Source organism: Rathayibacter sp. AY2B7, from assembly GCF_002931635.1.
In the GTDB taxonomy this organism is placed as follows: domain Bacteria; phylum Actinomycetota; class Actinomycetes; order Actinomycetales; family Microbacteriaceae; genus Rathayibacter.
In genome coordinates, this window is the sequence record NZ_PSUC01000089.1 from 1 (window position 1) to 15,790 (window position 15,790).

Sequence of the window (15,790 nt, forward strand, 5' to 3'; positions counted from 1 at the left end):
CGCGAACCCGCCGAGCATCATCACGCCCAGCGGCACTCCGAGCAGCCCCGCGAGCGCGACCGCGGCGAAGCCGGGCACCATCATCACGATCCCCGTCTCTTCCGCCCGTTCCGTCCCGTCCCGTCCCAGGAGGACCGATGCCGTCCCGCTCCGCCCGCACCACCGGGATCGTCCTCGCCGCCCTCGGACTCGTCGCCGTCGTCCTCGCGATCGTTCTGCTCGTCCGGCCCGCCGGCGGCGGAGCGCCCGGCGCAGCCACGGCGTCCGCGGGCCCGTCCTCAGCGCCGTCCGGGACCGCTCCGGCGCCGTCCGCCGCTCCCGGCTCCCCGGAGGCCGCCGACGGCGCCGCCGCCCCCGCGCCGACGGCCTCCGCCGCTCCGTCCGACACCGAGCCGGGCACCGGATCCGATGCTCCTCCCGCGATCGTCTCCTTCGCCTCCACCCCCGCCTCCGTCGACTGCGAGGGCGACCGCACCGCATCCGTCCCGCTCGCCCTGTCGTGGGAGACGAGCGGAGGCGCCACCGCCCGCCTGGCCGTCGGCACCACCGACGCGAGCGCGGGCGAGCCCGTCGACCTCGCGGCGTCCGGCTCCGCCGCCGTCACCGCCGACTGCCGCGACTCCGAGACCCTGATCACCCTTGCCGTCCTCGCCCCCGACGGCACCACCGCTCAGCGCACCCTCGTCGTCCCCGCCTCCTGAACCGCTCCGCCCGCGCGGAGGCGGTCACGGAGGCGTCGAGCGGCCCCGGCACGGCAGAATGGGACACGATGACCTCCACACCCCCTCCGCTCGGCCTGCTCCTCGACGTCGACGGGCCCATCGCGAGCCCCGTCACGCGCACGATCTCGATCCCCGAGATCGCCGACGACCTCGTCACCCTGGCCAACGCCGGCATCCCGATCGTGTTCAACACGGGCCGCTCCGACGCGTTCCTGCGCGAGCGGGTCCTGCCCGCGCTCCTCGAGCGCGGCGTCTCGGCCGAGGCCCGCATCGTGTGCGTCTGCGAGAAGGGCGCCGTCTGGTTCACCGTCGACTACCGCGGCACCTCGGAGCCGATCGTCGACGAGTCGCTCGCGATCCCCGAGCCGGTGGCCCGCGACCTCGAGCGGATGATCCGCTCCGACTACGACGACCTGGTCTTCTTCGACGAGACCAAGCGCGCCATGGTCTCGGCCGAGCAGCTGGTCGACCTGCCGAGCGAGGACTACCTCGAGCGCCAGCTCGTCTTCGACGCCGACGCGCTGCAGATCATGACCGCCGCGGGCCTCGGAGTCGAGCGCCGCGGCATCCGGTACCCGAACGAGGAGGGAACGGTCGACTTCCGCATCGACCCGACCGTCATCTCGACCGACATCGAGTCGAACCGGCTCGGCAAGGACCTCGGCGCCCAGCGCGCCGTGGAGCTGCTCGGAGCGACCGGCGCGATCCCGCAGCGCTGGCGCACGGTCGGCGACTCCCGGAGCGACTACGCGATGGCCGACTGGCTGTTCGAGCACGCCTACGACGTCGCCCACGTCGACGTGCGGCCCGCGGAGGGCGTGCCCGAGAAGCCCTACCCGGTCCTCGTCGTCGACGGAGCCGTGAACGATGCGGCCGGCGCCGCCGTGCTCCGCCGCTGGACCGAGCTCGTCGCCGACGAGACGACGCCCGAGGTCGGCGGCACGATCTCGCTCCACTCGCGCGGCTGATCCGCCACCCCTCGCCGCCCCCGCCGCGGGCCCGTTAGCGTTCGAGCATGAGAATCGCAGTCACCGGTGGATCCGGCAAGCTCGGCCGCCACGTCGTCACCCGCCTCCGCGCCTCCGGGCACGAGGTGTTCAACCTGGACCGTGCGGGGGACCGCGGCGCGGGCTTCGTCCGCATCGACATCGCCGACTACGGCCAGGTCGTGGACGCGCTGCAGTCGGTGAACGACCAGTACGAGGGCATCGACGCGCTCGTGCACCTCGCCGCGATCCCCGCGCCGGGCCTCGTGCCCGACGTCGCCACGTTCCACAACAACATGATCGCGACGTTCAACGCGTTCCACGGAGCGATCCGTGCCGGCATCCGCAACGTCGTCTACGCCTCCAGCGAGACCGTGCTGGGCCTGCCCTTCGACGTCCCGCCGCCCTACATCCCGGTCGACGAGCAGTACCCGGCGCGCCCGGAGTCGGTCTACTCGCTCACCAAGCACCTCGAGGAGCAGATGGCGATCGAGCTGTGCCGCTGGCACCCGGACCTGAAGATCACGGGCCTGCGCTTCTCGAACGTCATGGACGAGGCCGACTACGCCGAGTTCCCGTCGTTCGACTCCGACGCGCTGCTGCGCAAGTGGAACCTCTGGGGCTACATCGACGGACGCGACGGAGCGCAGGCGGTCGAGAAGGCGCTGCTCGCCGAGACGACCGGGTTCGACCGCTTCATCATCGCCGCGGCCGACACCGTGATGACGCGCCCCAACGCCGAGCTGGTGGCCGAGGTGTTCCCCGGCGTCGAGCTGCGCGGCGACCTCGGGACGACCGGCACCCTGCTCTCGATCGACCACGCCCGCGAGGTCCTCGGCTACGCCCCCGAGCACTCCTGGCGCGACTCGCAGCAGGTCTGATCCGCGGGCCCGGCGCATCGGGATCCGCGCTGTTCGTCGGTGGTGGACCTCGATGCGCGGGCTGCGCCCGCTCCTCGATCAGCAGGGGTGCGGCCGGCCCGTGACCGTGCTGATCGAGGAGCCGCGCAGCGGCTTATCGAGACCCACCCCGTTCGTGCGCGGCTCGGCCCGCCGCCCCACGCACGAGCGCGCCCGGTCCGCAGGACGACTGCAGGCCGGGCGCGCTCCGTGGAGCCGAGGATCAGCTCGGGATGTAGTTGAAGGTGTCGGGGTCGGGGCCGGTGCGGTGGCCGCGGTCGAGCGCCGTGATGTCGGTCATCGCCTCGTCGTCGAGCTCGAAGTCGAAGAGGGCGAAGTTCTCCTCCACGCGCTTGCGGGTGACCGACTTCGGGAAGACGATGTCGCCGCGCTGGATGTGCCAGCGGAGCACGACCTGCGCCGGGCTGCGGTCGACGTTGCGCGCGATGCGGGTGATGGTGTCGTCGTCGAGGACGAGGCCCTGCGCGATGGGCGACCAGGCCTCGGTCGCGATGCCGTGCTCGGTGCCGTAGGCGCGGAGCTCCTGCTGCACGAGGTAGGGGTGCACCTCGATCTGGTTGACGGCCGGGACGATGGTCGCCTCGGCGCGGAGCCGGTTGAGGTGGTTGGTCTGGAAGTTGGAGACGCCGATCGCCTTCGCCTTGCCGCTGCGGTAGATCTCCTCCATCGCCTTCCACGTCTCCAGGTAGTCGCCCACGTTCGGAAGCGGCCAGTGGATGAGGAACAGGTCGACGTAGTCGAACTTCAGCTCGCCGAGGGTGACGTCGATCGCGGCGAGAGCGTCCTCGCGGGCGTGGAAGCCGTTGTTGAGCTTGCTGGTCACGAAGACCTCGGAGCGGTCGAGGCCGGAGGCGCGGACGGCCTCGCCGACGCCCGCCTCGTTGCCGTACATCTCGGCGGTGTCGATGTGGCGGTAGCCGACCTCGAGGGCCGCCAGGGTCGCGTCCTTGGTCTCGGCCGGGTCGATCTGGAACACGCCGAAGCCCAGCTGCGGGATCTCCACGCCGTTGTTCAGGGTGATCGTGGGGACCGTTGCGATGTCGTCGCTCATGAGCGAGTACGTCCTTTCGTCGGGGCGAGGGCGCAGTGGAGCCGCGCTGTCGTGCCTCCAGTTCATCGCCTGCGGCTCCCAGCATCAACCCCTTGCGCGCTCGGCGGACATCCAGCTTCCCCGCGGAGGAGGAGTCGGATCCCCCGAGCAGAGGTGCGCCCGCCCGGGAACGCCGAAGGCCCCCGGCACGGATGCCGGGGGCCTTCGAGGAGCGCGACTTACGCGCGGGACTTGCGGCCGACGATCGCGCCGTAGATGAGGAGGACGACGATCGCACCGACGACGGAGACGATGATGCTCACGATGTTGATGCCGTTGACGGCGTCCTGGATGCCGAACAGCGTGCTGAGGAAGCCGCCGAGCAGCGCGCCCACGATGCCGAGGACGATCGTGATGATCCACCCGCCGCCCTGCTTGCCCGGGAGGATGAGCTTGGCGAGCGCCCCGGCGATGAGGCCGAGGATGATCCAGCTGATGATGCCCATGATGTTTCTCCTTCAGTTCGTGCTCGATCGGCCGTTCCGATGCGAGCGGAGACACCGGCCCGGTGTCCTGTGAGTCGTGGAAGCGGGGGTCAGCGGAGGCGGCGCTGCACCTTGTCGCGGGCCTTGCTCGCGATGGCGGTGAGCTGCTTGGCCTCGCGCTTGGAGGTCTTCTTGAGCTTCTTGCGGGTCTTCTTCGTGGCCGGGTCGTTCCACACGCCGAGTGCGAGGTGGCGCAGCTCTTCGTAGCGGCCACGGCCGGCGCGGGAGCCGAACACGTAGGCGGTGAAGGCGACCAGTGCCAGCAGGACGAGGCGGGGATTCATGCAGTGACCCTTCCATCGGAGAGCACCGGGTCGTGCTCGACACCCATTTGACTCTCCTGCGCAATCCGTGACAAACCACGGCCCGACCATTGACAGGGACCCCTCGCATCGTGTTGCGCGTGCGCGTGTACCCGATTCAGCCGCAGGCCGGAGACGTCTCGGCCGGGAAGCGGGCGTGGAGGTAGCGGCCGTAGCCGCCCTCGACCCGGTTGTCGCGGCGGCCGGAGGTGACCACCTCGCCGCGGTCCGTCGCTCCGACCCGGGCGCCGCTCGCGCGCAGCCGCTCGATGAGCAGGACGTCCTCGTGCAGCGGCTCCCGCCCGAAGCCGCCCGCGGCGAGGTACGCGCTCGCGCGGACGCCGAGGTTCGCGCCGTGGATGCTGCCGATCGACTCCTCCCGCGCGCGGACGTCGCGCCAGCGCGAGTAGGCGCCGGGGGAGAGGTCGGCCGGGTCGGGCCGGACCGTGCCGAGCAGCGCGTCGTGCCGTCGGGCGTGCTCGACGTGGGCGGCCAGCCAGTCGCGGGGCACCACGGTGTCGGCGTCGGTGTTGGCGATCCACACCTGCTCGAGCGGAGCGGTGACGGAGGAGAGGGCGTGCGCGATCCCGGCGGAGCGGGCGGCGCCGACTCCGCAGCGGGCGAGCTCCAGCACCTCGGCTCCGGCGGCAAGTGCCCGCTCGACGGTCGCGTCGGAGCAGCCGTCCGCGGCGACCAGGAGGCGCACCCGGATGCCGGGCGCCCGGTGGGAGAGGTGGGTCGCGCTCGCCTGGACGGAGCCGATCAGGCCGCCGATCCGCTCCTCCTCGTCGAGGGCGGGCACGACGACCAGCACCTGCGCGAGCCGGCTCACACCAGCCCCGTCCGGCGGGCGACCGAGCGGGAGTCGCGGGCGTGGACCTCGAGCAGGACGTCCTCCTCCTCGTGGCGGGCGAGGCGGTGCAGGCCCAGCTCCGCCACGGCGGACTGCACGGCGTCGCCGTCCAGAGCGAGCCCCTCGATCGGATGCCGCCAGTGCACGGTGACGAGCTCCCCCGCGGGGGCGAGGGCGTCGCGGACGGTGCGCAGCACGCCGGGGAGGGCGTCGCCGAGGTAGTAGCCGACCTCCGAGAGCACGACCAGGTCGAACGGGCCCTCCGGCACGCCGCGGGTGATGTCGTGGTGCTCGACCCGCACGTGCTCGAGCGGAGCGAGGCGGCGGGCGGCGCGCTCGACGGCGGCGCTCGACACGTCGATCGCCAGCAGGCGGTCGGCCCGGTCGGCCAGCGCCTCGGCCAGCACGCCGATCGAGGCGCCGATCTCCAGCACCGAGCCGTAGCGCTGCTCCGGCAGGCTCGCGAGTGTCAGGGCGCGCTTGCGCTGCTCGTACCAGCGGCTCGTGTACCCCCACGGGTCCTCGTGGCGGGCGTACAGCTCGTCGAAGTAGCTCATGCGATCCTCACCAGCCGGTCGTCCCCGGTGAAGGTGCGCAGGAAGAGCGGATGGAGCACCGGACCGGTCCCGTCGGGCCCGGGGCGGGTCTGGCTGGGGTAGCGGGAGCGGGCGCGGCGGGTGCGCTCGAGCAGCTCGTCGTCGAGCGGCAGGCGCACGAGGTCGCCCCACGGCACCTCGGGGTCCTCCGGGGCCGCCCAGTGCCACAGCCAGATCGGCGCGGCGAGGAGCGGCTGCCCGAGCTCGCGAGCGACCTCCGCGCAGATCTCGCCGACCACGCGGTGGTCCCGGTGCCCGTCCCCGGTCCAGGTGGAGAGGAGGAGGACGGTCCCGGGGGCGCCGGCCGCCCGCTCGCGCACCTCGCGTGCGATGCGCTCGCGGTGCTCCGGGGTCGCCGAGTCCGGCACGTCGAGGAAGGCGAGCCCGATGCCGGGGCCGAGCTCCGCCAGTGCGTCCGAGGCCTCCCGCCGGCGCTCGGCGGCGAGGTCCGCGTCCCGCTCCCCGTGCGCCGCGGCTCCGTCGGTCACGACGACGACGTCGACCGCGATCCCGCGCCGACGCGCGAGCGCGATGGTGCCGCCGCAGCCGAGGGTCTCGTCGTCGGCGTGCGCCACGACCACCAGGACGTGCCGGATCCCGTCGGGCAGGGTCAGCTCCGGGAGGCGGTCGCGGCGGCCGTCCGCGGTCCAGCGCTCGAGAGGAGTGCCCTCGAGGCGCCCGTCGAAGGGCTGGCTCACCAGGAGGCCGCCTCGCCCGAGGCGAGCACGGCGCGGCCGAGAGCGGCGTCGTCGCGCTCGGCGTGGTGCTGGCGGACGTAGAGCGCGAGGTCGGCGACGCGCTTGGCGTGCTCGGCGTCGAGGGCGAGCGGAGCCGGGCCGAGCGCGCGGCCGGCGCGGAGCAGGATCTCCTCGACCGCTCCGGCGACGCTCGCCCGCACGCGCTTGGCGAGCAGTGAGCCGCGGGGGCCGTCGGCCTCGCCCGCGTCGATCGCCGCGGCGGCCTCGTCCAGCGCCCGGCGCGACGCGGAGAGCGCCGTGTCGATCGCTCCGAGGTGGGCCAGGAGGTGCGGGTCCTCGCGTCGGGCTGCCGCCGCCGCGACGGCCGCCGCGACTCCGAGGGCTCCGCCGTGCCAGCAGGCGGCGACGCCGATGCCGCCCCAGGCGAAGCCGGGCCGCGAGAGGTACCAGCCGACGTCGCCTACGGGGACGGCGCGGGTGCCGGAGAAGCGGACCGGTCCGCTGGGCACCTCCGTCAGGCCCCGCGCGTGCCAGGCGTCCTGCTCCGGCGTCGCCGACCCGTCCCGCAGCGCCACGGCGAAGAGGCGGCGCTCGCCGGAGGCGTCCCCGACGTGGGCGGTGACGAGGGCGGCGTCGAGGCGGTCGGCCAGCGAGCACCAGGGCTTCACGCCGTCGAGCAGCCAGTCGCCGTCGCTCTCGCGGGCGACCAGAGGATCCCCGCCGCCCTCGGCCGCGAAGACCCCCCAGGTGGGGTCGGCGGCGACTCCGAGTCCGGACGGGTCGAGCTCCGCCTCGCCGAGGATCGCGAGAGCGTCGAGGTGCGGCTCCACCGCACGCGCGACGCCGAGGTCGTGCCGAGCCAGGCGCTCGAGGAGACCGTGCAGCTCGGCGGTGCGACCGGTGCCGGGCCGGGGCGCGTCGGCGCTCAGACCGCGCGCGAAGCCGAGCGCGCCGTCGACGTCGTGGGGGAGGAGAGAGGAGGAGTGCTGGTCCATCGCCTCCGAAACTACGCAGTCGAGCGGGCGGCGTCCGGCGATTGTCCCCGAACGGACGGGGTGCTAGGCGTCAGATGTCGAGGTCGTTGATCCTGTGCAGGAGAGAGGCGAAGAGCTCGACGTCGGCGAGCGCCCAGCTGCGCAGCTCCTCGTGCATCAGCGCCTGGTTCGAGCTGCGGATCTCGCGCAGCCGCGCGGCGGTCGCCGGAGTCACCGAGAGGATCGTGGCGCGGCCGTCCTGCGGGTCGGGGGTGCGCTCGAGGAAGCCGAGGCGGTCGAGCGCCGTGATCTGGCGGCTGAGCGCCGACTTGTCCATCTCGAGGAGCTCGGCCAGCACGCCCGAGTGCACGGGTCCGCGGCGCTCGAGCGCCGAGATCGTCTTGTAGCCCAGCGGCGTCAGCTCCGGGTGGAGCCGCTCGGCGTAGGAGCGCATCGCCGCCCGCACGCGGTTGAAGAGGGTGCTGAGCTCGCCCTCCACCGAGGCGATCGCGGAGTCGACGTCGCGGGCGGAATCGGGAGTCGGGCAGGTCATGCCTCCAGCATCCCGCGTGCGGGCCCTCCTCCTCGACTTGCGCCCGCGCGCCGCGATGACGTACGCTTCCCGAAGCCAAAGACCGCCGGTTTCCGGTGTGCGCACGAGCAGGGCCCCGGCCCCGCGGATCGCCACCGGACGAAGGATTCGCGAAGCGAATTGCCCGCGCAGGTGCACGAGTTCAGTTCCGCCTCACCGCGATCCCGAAGCTCCGCGCCCCTGTGCCGGAGCTTTTTTCTTTGCCTGCCTTCGGGCTACCGGCACGAGAATTCACAGGAGTAGCCATGGCGAACAAGGAAGCCTCGGTTGCCGAACTCACGGAGAAGTTCCAGAGCTCGACGGCCGTTCTGCTGACCGAGTACCGCGGTCTCACTGTTGCTCAGCTCAAGACGCTGCGCAAGGACATCAGTGAGCACGCAACCTACGCCGTGGTGAAGAACACGCTGACCAAGATCGCGGCGAACAACGCCGGTATCTCGTCCTTCGACGACGAGCTCGCTGGCCCCTCGGCCATCGCGTTCGTGCACGGCGACCCTGTCGCCGTCGCGAAGTCGCTGCGTGCCTTCGCCAAGGCAAACCCTCTCCTCGTGGTCAAGGGCGGTTACTTCGACGGTAACCCGCTGACCGCAGAAGAGGTGGGCAAGCTCGCCGACCTCGAGTCCCGCGAAGTTCTGCTCGGCAAGCTCGCCGGCGCCTTCAAGGCCTCGCTGTTCGGCGCCGCATATCTGTTCAACGCTCCGCTCTCGAAGGCCGTTCGCACGGTCGAGGCGCTGCGCGAGAAGCAGGAGTCCGCGAGCTGACGTCTTCCCCTTCCGGGAAGCAGTGCGCGCGCGGTTCGTAGACAAAGAAAAACAAGGAGAAAAATCATGGCAAAGCTCACGCAGGACGAGCTCATCGAGGCCTTCAAGGAGCTCACGCTCATCGAGCTCTCGGAGTTCGTCAAGAAGTTCGAAGAGGTCTTCGAGGTCACCGCTGCGGCGCCCGTCGCCGCCGCCGGTGTGGCCGGCCCGGCCGCCCCCGCCGAAGAGGTCGAGGAGCAGACCGAGTTCGACGTCGTGCTCGAGGCCGCCGGCGAGAAGAAGATCCAGGTCATCAAGGAGGTGCGCGCCCTCACCAGCCTCGGCCTCGGTGAGGCGAAGGCGCTCGTCGACGGTGCCCCCAAGGCGGTCCTCGAGGCCGTCAACAAGGAGACCGCCGAGAAGGCCAAGGCTCAGCTCGAGGGCGCCGGCGCGACCGTCACCGTCAAGTAATCCCCTTCACCCGTCGCGGGTGCCGGCTCCGGCCGGTCGCTCGTCAGGGTGACGCAGGCACGCCTGCAGACGCAGGGCGTCGTCTCCTCGGAGGCGGCGCCCTTCGTCGTTCCCGCCCGACGGAGGCGCGCGCCCCTAGGATCGGAGCGTGACTGCTCACGATCTGCTCGCCGGGCTCCCCGCCCGCGACGTCCCGCCCAGCGAGGTCTCGCTCAGCGAGCTCCTGAGCGACTTCGTCTCGGTGACGCACCGGATCACCCGCCTCGCCGCCCAGGCGACCGGCAACCAGGAGTCGCAGGCCGTCTGGCGCACGCTCTCGGTGCTCCTCTCGATGGGCCCGATGCGCCTGGGGGAGCTCGCCTCCCAGAGCCGCGTCTCGCAGCCCACGATGACCAAGATCGTGAAGAACCTCGTCGAGACCGGCTGGCTCGACCGCATCGCCGATCCCCTCGACGCGCGCGCGTGGCAGATCCGTCTGGCTCCCGCCGGCGCGGACGCGCTGAACGCCTGGCGGACCGACCTCGGCGACGCGCTGACGCCGATCTTCGCCGATCTCACCCCCGAGGACCGCCGCGTCCTCGAGCGCGCCGTCGAGATCATGCACGAGCGCCTCGTCGTCGGCCCGCGCGACTGACCCCCTCCCGCACGGTTCCGCCGCGCGGCACACTGGTCGCGTGCAGATGCGACTCGAGCTCGTCCCCCTCCCCGTCGGCGACGTCGACCGCGCGGTCGCGTTCTACACGGAGGTGATGGGCTTCCACCTCGACCACGACGTGCGGCCCTCTGCGGCGATGCGCGTGGTCCAGCTCACGCCGCCCGGCTCGGCCTGCTCGATCGTGGTCGGCAGCGGGATGGGCCCCGGTCCGGAGGAGGGCGCCGTCCGCTCCCTCCACCTCGTCGTCGACGACATCGCCGCCGCTCGCGCGGAGCTCGTCGGCCGCTCGCTCGAGATCAGCGAGGTCCAGGACCTGGGCGGCGTTCAGTACGCGTACTTCGCCGATCCGGACGGCAACACCTGGGCGCTCCAGGAGATCGGGAGCAGGACGCCCCCGGGGTGAGTCAGTCCTCGGGCCAGCGGACCCGGGCGTCGACGTCGGGGTGCTTGCGCAGCCAGGCCGCCACGAAGGGGCAGCGCGGGACGACCGTGCCGCCCGCCTCCGTGATCGCGGTGACCGCGGCCCGCGCGAGGATGCCCCCGAGGCCGTGGCCCTCCCATGCGTCGTCGACGACGGTGTGGGTGAGCGTCACCTCGTCGTCCTGGCGGGTGTACGCGGCGAAGCCGGCCGGGGTGCCGCCGACCTCGATCACGAAGCGGGACCGCTCGGGGACGTCGCGGACAGTGGGGGTGTCGGAGTCGCTCATGCTCCGATTCTCGCCCCCCGCGGCGCCGAGGTGCTGGTGCGGATCACCAGCGAGGCGGGGATCAGCGTGTGGCGGGCCGGGGGAGGGGGCTCGCCGCGACCGAGGGCGGCCAGCGCGTCCAGCACCAGCGCGACCGCGAGCTCGCCCTGCTGGCGCGGGTCCTGGCGGATCGAGCTGAGACCGAAGAGCTCGGCGAGGGGGTGGTCGTCGATCCCGATGACGGAGACGTCCTCGGGCACCGAGAGGCCGAGCTCGCGCGCCGCGAGGATGATCCCGATCGCGATCTCGTCGGAGGCGGCGAAGATCGCCGTCGGCCGGGTCCGCGGGTCGCCGAGGACCTGCCGTCCGGCGCTGTGCCCGCCGGGGATGTCGAAGGTGGTGGGCACGATGTCCTGCGCGCCCGGCTCGAGGCCGGCGGCCGCGAGCGCCTGGCGGAAGCCGTCGCGGCGCTGCGTATGGACGTGGAAGTCCATCTCCTCCTCCGCGAGCCCGCCGATGTGGACGACCCGCTCGTGGCCGAGGGAGAGAAGGTGCTCCGTGGCGAGGCGGGAGGCGGCGACGTCGTCGATGCTGAAGGTGGGGATGCCGGGGAGCTCGCCGCCGATGCCGACGATGGGCTTGCCCAGGGCGAGGAGCGCCTCCGTCTCGTGCGGCGAGATCTCGAGCGTGACGGCGACGATCGCGTCGACGCGCTTGCGGACGAGGTAGTACTCGAACACGCTCCGGCGGGCGTCGAGGTGCTTGTCGATGTTGTAGAGGAGCAGGTCGTAGCCGGCGGCGAGCAGGGCGCGCTCGATGCCCTCGATGATCCCGGCGAAGAACCACTGGTTGATGATCGGGATGATCACGGCGATGTTGTTGCTGCGGCCGGTGACGAGGCTGGAGGCGTTGGCGGAGACGACGTAGCCCAGGCTCGTCGCGGCACGCTCGACGCGCTGCTTCGTCCCGGCGGAGACGTAGCCCCGGCCGCTGAGCGCGCGCGAGACCGTCGCCTTCGACACTCCTGCGAGCTCGGCCACCTCTTCGATGCCTGGCACGGCGTTCCTCCCGACCGTCCGGCCTCGATGCTGGAAACGGTTCCAGGAAGTTATACCCCGCCCGGCGGCCGGGCGTCGTACCGAGATCGATCTCCGCCCGGCCCCGCCGCCGCGATCGCCGTTCTGACGCCGAATCGTTATCTCAGAGAGCGCTCTATCACCGGCGTTGTGCTTTCATCGTTCTTGTGGAAAGGTTTCCCTCCGTGGGAGCCCACCCACACGAATCCGGTGATCCGCTCGGAGTTCCTCCTGGCATCGCCATCACCAGCATCCGAGTCGTCGCGGCACACGCTTCGAGCCGCCACAGCCTCCCGATCCCGATCGGCGAGGAGCGGCCTGCTCGGCTGGTTCCACCACTCAATGAGGAGGAAGAATGCGGTCATCCCTGCACCGCCGTATCACCGTCCCGGTCGCCGTTCTGGCAGCGGCCGGCATCGCACTCGCGGGCTGCTCCAGCAGCAGTGACCCCAACGACCCGAACGCCGGCGGCGGCAGCTCGGCCGGCACGGTCGGCACCGCCGACGGCGTCGTCAACGTCTACGGCACCATCAACGGCGACGAGGCCACCCTTCTCGAGCAGTCCTGGGCGGACTGGGAGAAGGAGAGCGGCATCGAGATCAAGTACACGGGCGACAAGGAGTTCGAGAAGCAGATCGGCATCAAGGTCCAGGGTGGCGACACCCCCGACCTCGCGATCTTCCCGCAGCCGGGTCTGCTCGCCGACACCGTCGCCTCCGGCAAGGTGCAGGAGCTCCCCGAGGGCGCCCTCGCCAACGTCAAGCAGAACTGGTCCGAGGACTGGCAGAAGTACGGCCAGGTCGACGGCACCCAGTACGGCGCGCCGCTGATGGCGTCCGTCAAGGGCTACATCTGGTACTCGCCGGCCAAGTTCAAGGAGTGGGGCGTCTCCGTTCCCACGACGTGGGACGAGATGGAGGCGCTCGGCAAGACGATCGCCGAGAAGACCGGCGGACCGTCCTGGTGCGCGGGCTTCAACTCCGGTGAGGCCTCCGGCTGGCCCGGAACCGACTGGATCGAGGACGCCGTCCTCCGCGAGGCCGGCTCCGACGTCTACGACTCCTGGGTCGCGGGCGACACCCCCTTCACCGACCCGGCCATCAAGTCCGCGTTCGAGTCCGTCGGATCGATCCTCCTCGACCCGACCCTCGTCAACGCCGGCTACGGCGACGTGAAGTCGATCAACTCCACCGCCTTCGGCGACGTCGCCCAGAACATGGCGAACGGCACCTGCGCGCTGACCCACCAGGCCTCGTTCTTCGAGGGCTTCCTGACCTCGGCCGGCGCCAACGTGGCCGAGGACGGCGACGTGTGGGCCTTCCTCACCCCGCCGGTCAAGGCCGACGACGCCCAGGCCGTCACCGGTGGTGGCGAGATGGTCGCCGCGTTCTCGAACGATGAGGACACCGCGAAGGTCCAGGAGTACCTGGCCAGCGCCGACTGGGCCAACAGCCGCGTCTCCCTCGGCGGCGTCATCTCCGCGAACACCGGTCTCGACCCGGCCAACGCGGGCAGCGACGTCCTGAAGGACTCCATCGCGATCCTCCAGAACCCGGACACCACGTTCCGCTTCGACGCGTCCGACCTCATGCCGAAGGCAGTGGGCTCGGACAGCTTCTTCAAGGGCATGGTCGACTGGATCGACGGCACGAGCACCGACCAGGCGCTCGAGGAGATCCAGGCCGGCTACACCTCCTAGCAGCGGAGCAGAGCCGCCGCTCCCGAGTGGCGGCTCAGCTGTGACGGCCCGGCCCCCGGATCCACGGATCCCGGGGCCGGGCCCCTCCTGAGTCCAGAGTCGCACTCGAAAGGGCGTCCATGTCCCCCATCACCATCTCGGGGTTCTTCCAATGGCTGGCGGGAATCCCGCCGCTCGCGCAGATCCCGCTCATCCTCCTGGCCTTCGCGGCCGTGGTGGCGCTCATCCTCTTCTTCGTCGAGATCGCGCCCCGCCGCGGCACCGGCTACACGGTCCTCCGGCTCGCGGTCACGGTCGTCCTGCCGGTCGTCCTCCTGCTGGTCTTCGGCCTCTACAACTCCGTCCTCTGGGTCGCGGTGGTCGCCGCCGTCATCGGCGGCGCGCTGTTCCTGCTCGACTTCCGGTCCCGCAAAGGCGCGGGCTACGGACTCCAGCTCATCGCGTTCATGGCACCGGCCGCCTTCTTCATCCTCATCGGCCTGATCTACCCGACGATCACGACGGCCTTCAACGCGTTCATGAAGAACGACGGCTCCGGATTCGCCGGCATCGACAACTTCGTCTGGGTCTTCACCAGCCCCGACGGCATCACCGCCTTCCTCAACACGGTGGTCTGGGTGCTCCTGGCACCCATCACGGCGACCGCGATCGGTCTCGCCTACGCGGTCTTCATCGACAAGAGCCGCGGCGAGAAGTTCTTCAAGCTGCTGGTCTTCATGCCGATGGCGATCTCGTTCGTCGGCGCGTCGATCATCTTCAAGTTCTTCTACGACGTGCGCCAGGGCGAGCAGATCGGCCTCCTCAACGGCATACTCACCGCCTTCGGCGCCCCGCCGGTCGACTGGCTGGGACTCGAGCCGTGGAACACCCTGTTCCTCGTCGTCGTCCTCATCTGGACCCAGGCCGGATTCGCCATGACGGTGCTCTCCGCCGCCATCAAGGGCGTCCCCTCCGAGCAGCTCGAAGCGGCCTCGCTCGACGGCACCAGCGCGTGGCAGTCCTTCTGGAACGTCACCGTCCCCGGCATCCGCTCCTCGATCGTGGTCGTCCTCACGACGATCTCGATCGCGTCGCTGAAGGTCTTCGACATCGTCTCGGCGATGACCGGCGGCCGCTCCGACACCACGGTCCTCGCGTTCGAGATGGTCCGCCAGTTCCAGCTCGGCGCCCGCAGCGGCTACAGCGCGGCCCTCGCGGTCATCCTGTTCCTGCTCGTGCTCCCGATCGTCGTCTACAACGCCCGCCAGCTCGCCAAGCAGAGGGAGATCCGATGAGCGTCACGCCCACTCCGATCCAGGTTCCGGTCGACCGCAGCACCGAGCGCGCGCTCGCCCGCGGCGAGTCCAGGATCGAGGCGGCCAGCGGCAAGGTGAAGAAGGCGACGACGTCGCGCGGCGCCACCCTCGCCGCGCTGATCATCGCCGTCATCTGGACCGTCCCCACCCTCGGCCTGTTCATCTCGTCGTTCCGCCCCGCGAACGACATCAAGACGACCGGCTGGTGGACGATCTTCGCCAACCCCGGCTTCACCCTCGACAACTACGCGAACGCGCTCAACTCCGGCGACAGCCTGACCCTGGGCAAGGCGTTCGTGAACTCGCTGGTCATCACGCTGCCGGCGGCGCTGATCCCGATCACGATCGCCAGCCTCGCCGCCTACGCATTCGCCTGGATCGACTTCAAGGGCCGCAACACGCTCTTCGTCCTCGTGTTCTCGCTCCAGATCGTCCCCATCCAGATGGCGCTCGTGCCGCTGCTGCAGCTGTTCTCGGACGGCCTGCGCATCGGAGGGCTCTACATCCTCCCCGGCCTCGGGGTGAACGGGTTGGACGGCTCCTACGCGAAGGTGTGGATCGCGCACACGATCTTCGCGCTCCCGCTCGCGATCTTCATGCTCCACAACTTCATCTCCGAGATCCCCGGCGAGGTCATCGAAGCGGCACGAGTGGACGGCGCCGGACACGGCCAGATCTTCTTCCGCATCGTCCTCCCGCTCTCGGTCCCCGCCATCGCCTCCTTCGGCATCTTCCAGTTCCTCTGGGTCTGGAACGACCTGCTGGTCGCGACGGTCTTCACCTCCGGACAGGGGCTGCCGATCACGAAGGCGCTGCAGGACCTCACCGGCTCCTACGGTCAGTCGTGGGAGCTGCTCACGGCCGGCGCGTTCATCTCGATCATCGTGCCGCTCATCGTGTTCTTCTCCCTCCAGAGGTTCTTCGTCCGCGGCCTCCTCGCCGGCGCCACC

Annotated in this window: 20 protein-coding genes; 10 read left to right on the forward strand and 10 right to left on the reverse strand. The window is 71.0% G+C overall.

The window, feature by feature from the left end:
• Nucleotides 1-137 precede the first annotated feature (137 nt).
• From C5C27_RS13295 to C5C27_RS13305, 3 genes are all read left to right on the forward strand, one after another.
• The gene (locus tag C5C27_RS13295) at nt 138-701 is read left to right on the forward strand and encodes a hypothetical protein (protein WP_104314634.1); all 564 of its coding nucleotides are present in this window, start codon (nt 138-140) and stop codon (nt 699-701) included.
• A 68-nt stretch (nt 702-769) separates the two neighbouring features.
• Nucleotides 770-1,690, forward strand: coding sequence for a hypothetical protein (locus tag C5C27_RS13300; protein WP_104314635.1), 921 nt, complete (start codon nt 770-772; stop codon nt 1,688-1,690).
• A gap of 47 nt (nt 1,691-1,737) precedes the next feature.
• On the forward strand, nt 1,738-2,589 hold the full coding sequence (locus C5C27_RS13305; protein WP_104314636.1) for an NAD(P)-dependent oxidoreductase: 852 nt from the start codon (nt 1,738-1,740) through the stop codon (nt 2,587-2,589).
• 241 nt (nt 2,590-2,830) lie between these two features.
• Here the strand turns inward: C5C27_RS13305 and C5C27_RS13310 are convergent, their stop codons facing one another.
• From C5C27_RS13310 to C5C27_RS13345, 8 genes are all read right to left on the reverse strand, one after another.
• A complete protein-coding gene (locus tag C5C27_RS13310) occupies nt 2,831-3,679 on the reverse strand; it encodes an aldo/keto reductase (RefSeq protein ID WP_104314637.1) in 849 nt (282 codons plus the stop codon).
• A gap of 218 nt (nt 3,680-3,897) precedes the next feature.
• The gene (locus tag C5C27_RS13315) at nt 3,898-4,164 is read right to left on the reverse strand and encodes a GlsB/YeaQ/YmgE family stress response membrane protein (RefSeq protein ID WP_104224330.1); all 267 of its coding nucleotides are present in this window, start codon (nt 4,162-4,164) and stop codon (nt 3,898-3,900) included.
• Nucleotides 4,165-4,253: 89 nt separating this feature from the next.
• A complete protein-coding gene (locus tag C5C27_RS13320) occupies nt 4,254-4,487 on the reverse strand; it encodes a hypothetical protein (protein WP_104227476.1) in 234 nt (77 codons plus the stop codon).
• 136 nt (nt 4,488-4,623) lie between these two features.
• The gene (locus C5C27_RS13325) at nt 4,624-5,337 is read right to left on the reverse strand and encodes a glycosyltransferase family 2 protein (protein WP_104314638.1); all 714 of its coding nucleotides are present in this window, start codon (nt 5,335-5,337) and stop codon (nt 4,624-4,626) included.
• A complete protein-coding gene (locus tag C5C27_RS13330; RefSeq protein ID WP_104310074.1) occupies nt 5,334-5,915 on the reverse strand; it encodes a class I SAM-dependent methyltransferase in 582 nt (193 codons plus the stop codon). Before C5C27_RS13330 ends, C5C27_RS13325 begins: the two co-directional genes overlap by 4 nt.
• Complete coding sequence (locus tag C5C27_RS13335; protein WP_181133542.1) at nt 5,912-6,652, reverse strand: PIG-L deacetylase family protein; 741 nt, start codon at nt 6,650-6,652, stop codon at nt 5,912-5,914. The genes C5C27_RS13330 and C5C27_RS13335 overlap by 4 nt, the downstream gene beginning before the upstream one ends.
• Nucleotides 6,649-7,647, reverse strand: coding sequence for an acyl-CoA/acyl-ACP dehydrogenase (locus C5C27_RS13340; protein WP_104314639.1), 999 nt, complete (start codon nt 7,645-7,647; stop codon nt 6,649-6,651). Before C5C27_RS13340 ends, C5C27_RS13335 begins: the two co-directional genes overlap by 4 nt.
• A 70-nt stretch (nt 7,648-7,717) precedes the next feature.
• On the reverse strand, nt 7,718-8,179 hold the full coding sequence (locus tag C5C27_RS13345) for a MarR family winged helix-turn-helix transcriptional regulator (RefSeq protein ID WP_104314640.1): 462 nt from the start codon (nt 8,177-8,179) through the stop codon (nt 7,718-7,720).
• Nucleotides 8,180-8,463: 284 nt separating this feature from the next.
• Between C5C27_RS13345 and rplJ the strand changes: the two genes are divergently transcribed.
• The 4 genes from rplJ (at nt 8,464) to C5C27_RS13365 (ending at nt 10,487) form a co-directional block, all read left to right on the forward strand.
• Nucleotides 8,464-8,979 carry a 50S ribosomal protein L10 gene (gene rplJ / locus C5C27_RS13350; RefSeq protein ID WP_055791018.1) on the forward strand — a complete coding sequence of 172 codons (516 nt, stop codon included), beginning with the start codon at nt 8,464-8,466 and terminating at the stop codon, nt 8,977-8,979.
• Between the two features lie 66 nt (nt 8,980-9,045).
• Entirely contained in the window at nt 9,046-9,429 is a 384-nt protein-coding gene (gene rplL / locus C5C27_RS13355) for a 50S ribosomal protein L7/L12 (protein WP_104224335.1), read from the forward strand.
• Between the two features lie 148 nt (nt 9,430-9,577).
• Complete coding sequence (locus tag C5C27_RS13360; protein WP_244229591.1) at nt 9,578-10,063, forward strand: MarR family winged helix-turn-helix transcriptional regulator; 486 nt, start codon at nt 9,578-9,580, stop codon at nt 10,061-10,063.
• A 40-nt stretch (nt 10,064-10,103) separates the two neighbouring features.
• Nucleotides 10,104-10,487, forward strand: coding sequence for a VOC family protein (locus C5C27_RS13365; RefSeq protein ID WP_181133543.1), 384 nt, complete (start codon nt 10,104-10,106; stop codon nt 10,485-10,487).
• A gap of 1 nt (nt 10,488) precedes the next feature.
• Here C5C27_RS13365 and C5C27_RS13370 read toward each other — a convergent pair whose 3' ends face one another.
• Together C5C27_RS13370 and C5C27_RS13375 are read right to left on the reverse strand one after the other, a co-directional pair.
• Nucleotides 10,489-10,791 (reverse strand): GNAT family N-acetyltransferase, encoded by a 303-nt coding sequence (locus tag C5C27_RS13370; protein WP_104314641.1) that lies wholly within the window; start codon nt 10,789-10,791, stop codon nt 10,489-10,491.
• Nucleotides 10,788-11,828: a LacI family DNA-binding transcriptional regulator gene (locus C5C27_RS13375; protein ID WP_104224337.1), complete on the reverse strand. Its 1,041-nt coding sequence runs from the start codon at nt 11,826-11,828 to the stop codon at nt 10,788-10,790. The genes C5C27_RS13370 and C5C27_RS13375 overlap by 4 nt, the downstream gene beginning before the upstream one ends.
• A 373-nt stretch (nt 11,829-12,201) precedes the next feature.
• Here C5C27_RS13375 and C5C27_RS13380 point away from each other — a divergent pair, with 373 nt between their 5' ends.
• From C5C27_RS13380 to C5C27_RS13390, 3 genes are all read left to right on the forward strand, one after another.
• Nucleotides 12,202-13,545 carry an ABC transporter substrate-binding protein gene (locus tag C5C27_RS13380; protein ID WP_104314642.1) on the forward strand — a complete coding sequence of 448 codons (1,344 nt, stop codon included), beginning with the start codon at nt 12,202-12,204 and terminating at the stop codon, nt 13,543-13,545.
• Nucleotides 13,546-13,664: 119 nt separating this feature from the next.
• A complete protein-coding gene (locus C5C27_RS13385) occupies nt 13,665-14,819 on the forward strand; it encodes a carbohydrate ABC transporter permease (protein WP_181133544.1) in 1,155 nt (384 codons plus the stop codon).
• Nucleotides 14,816-15,790, forward strand: a 975-nt coding sequence (locus C5C27_RS13390; protein ID WP_104268025.1) for a carbohydrate ABC transporter permease, incomplete at its 3' end; no start/stop codon positions are given. The genes C5C27_RS13385 and C5C27_RS13390, both read left to right, overlap by 4 nt.